The organism is Micromonospora sp. D75 (assembly GCF_018070405.1).
GTDB lineage: Bacteria > Actinomycetota > Actinomycetes > Mycobacteriales > Micromonosporaceae > Micromonospora > Micromonospora chalcea.
Window position 1 is genome coordinate 1 of sequence record NZ_JAGPXV010000850.1, and the last position, 2,014, is coordinate 2,014.

Consider the following 2,014-nt stretch of genomic DNA (forward strand, 5'->3'; position numbering starts at 1 on the left):
CAGCAGCCCGATCTCGTCGTAGTGGTGCAGCGTCCGGACCGTCACCCGGGCCGCCCGCGCCACCTGCCCCACCGTGTACGCCATGGTTCCCTCCCTTCCGCGACCAAGGCTGCCGCCTTCCGCTGCGTGAGGGTCAAGCCGGAAAACACGACGACGCCCCCGACCAGGATCGGCCGGGGGCGTCGTCGGTGCGGTCAATTGGTGACCTTCTCCTTCTCCGGGGCGGCGAAGGTCGCGGTCGGCGGGGTGCGGAAGGCGTGCACCAGGCCGGCGGCGGAGAGCAGCAGGAGCAGGCCCGCGCCGAGGTACACGGCCAGGGCGCCCTGCTCGGCCTTGCGGCCGAACTCGCTGAAGCCGTACGAGGTGAGCAGCAGGCCGCGCAGCGTCTCACCCTTGAACACGGTCTCCCGCTGGGCGGTCACCTCGGCGAGCTGCTTCTGCAGGTCGGCCAGGTTCGCGGCGTTGCTCTGCTCGGCCTGGGCCACCTGCTCGCGCAGCGCGCTCTGCGGCTCGCCCAGGTCGGCGTAGGTCTTGCCGCCGGCCATGTTCTTCAGGTGCAGGCCGATGTACTCGTTGGCGTAGCACTCCGCCTGCTTGCCGGTGGTCATCTTCTGGCCGGCGTACTCGCGCAGGCAGTCCGACTTCTTCTCCTCGTCGGAGAGCTTGTCCGCCGGGGTGAAGGTGATGTTCTGCTCGCCGAGCTGGCTGCGTACGTAGTCGTTGGCGAAGTTGGCGTTCGTCGTCAGGACGACGCCGACGACGAGCAGCAGGACCGCCAGGCCCAGCCCACCGATGCTGAACAGCAGGTCGAGAGTCCGTCGCTTCATATCAAGCTCCCGCGTGGAGGGTGTGTTCGTCTTGTTGACGAGAACCATCATGGCGGTGCCGGACCGCCCGTGAGCAGGGTCGAACCCCCTGTCCCGTCCGGGACCTTCGGCCCCCGTGGACCCGGGCCGGTCAGCGGTCCGCGCCCGCCCCGGACAACGCGGGAAGCAGATCGGTCAGGGCGGCCGGGCGGCCGTACCGCCAGCCCTGGCCCTGCCGGCAGCCGATCGCGGTGACCGCCGCGTGCTGCGCGACCGTCTCCACCCCCTCGGCCACCACGGCCAGGTCGAACGCGCCGGCCAGCCGGTTCACCATCTCGACTGTGGCGTACGCGCGGCTGTCCCCGGCGTCCAGCCGGGACACGAACGACCTGTCGATCTTCAGCTCGGTGGCCGGGATGCGGTGCAGATAGCTCAACGAGGAGTAGCCGGTGCCGAAGTCGTCGATGGCGATGCGGATGCCGAGGTCACGCAGCTGGGACAGCCGGTCCAGCACCGCCTCGCTGCCCTCGATCAGCGCGGACTCGGTGAGTTCCAGGGTGAGCGCGCGGGGCGGCAGGCCGGCCGCGGCGACCGCGCCGGTGACGGTGGCGATCAGGTCGGGCCGGCACAGGTGGGCGGCGGCGATGTTGACCGCGACCGTCACCTCCGGCGCGTGCGCGCGCCAGGTCGCGGCGGCCCGGCACGCCTCGTGGATGACCCACCTGTCGATCGCCACGATCAGCCCGGTCTCCTCCGCCAGCGGCAGGAACCGGGCCGGGGTGAGCACGCCGAGGCGGGGATGCCGCCAGCGCACCAGCGCCTCGGCGCTGCGTACCGCGCCGGTGTCGAGGTCGACGATCGGCTGGAACTCCATCAGCAACTGGCCCTCGTCCACCGCCCGGCGCAGGTCGGCGATCAGCTCGGCGCGGCTGACCGCCGACTCGCGCAGTTGCGGCGTGCACGTGCGGTACGCGGCCTTGCCGGCCGCCTTCGCCGCGTACATGGCGATGTCGGCGTCGCGGAGCAGGTCGGTGTGCGAGGCGTGCTGCGGCCCGTACTCGGCGATGCCGATGCTCGCCGACGGGTGCACTCCCAGGTCCTCCTCGCCGGGCAGCGGCTCCAGCGCGGCCAGCAGCCGGATCGCGAGCCGCTCGGGCGGCACCGCGCGGTCCCCGGCGACCAGCACCGCGAACTCGTCGCCGCCCAGC

Annotated in this window: 3 protein-coding genes; all 3 read right to left on the reverse strand. The window is 72.0% G+C overall.

The features are described from left to right. The coding region (locus tag KBX39_RS33670; protein ID WP_247660745.1) for a MerR family DNA-binding transcriptional regulator at positions 1 to 198 on the reverse strand (198 nt) is incomplete at its 3' end. Next, a complete protein-coding gene (locus KBX39_RS29875) occupies positions 195 to 827 on the reverse strand; it encodes a hypothetical protein (protein ID WP_043326326.1) in 633 nt (210 codons plus the stop codon). The genes KBX39_RS33670 and KBX39_RS29875, both read right to left, overlap by 4 nt. Before the next feature lie 130 nt (positions 828 to 957). Further along, a partial coding sequence (locus tag KBX39_RS29880; RefSeq protein WP_210873736.1) for a bifunctional diguanylate cyclase/phosphodiesterase occupies positions 958 to 2,014 on the reverse strand: 1,057 nt, incomplete at its 5' end.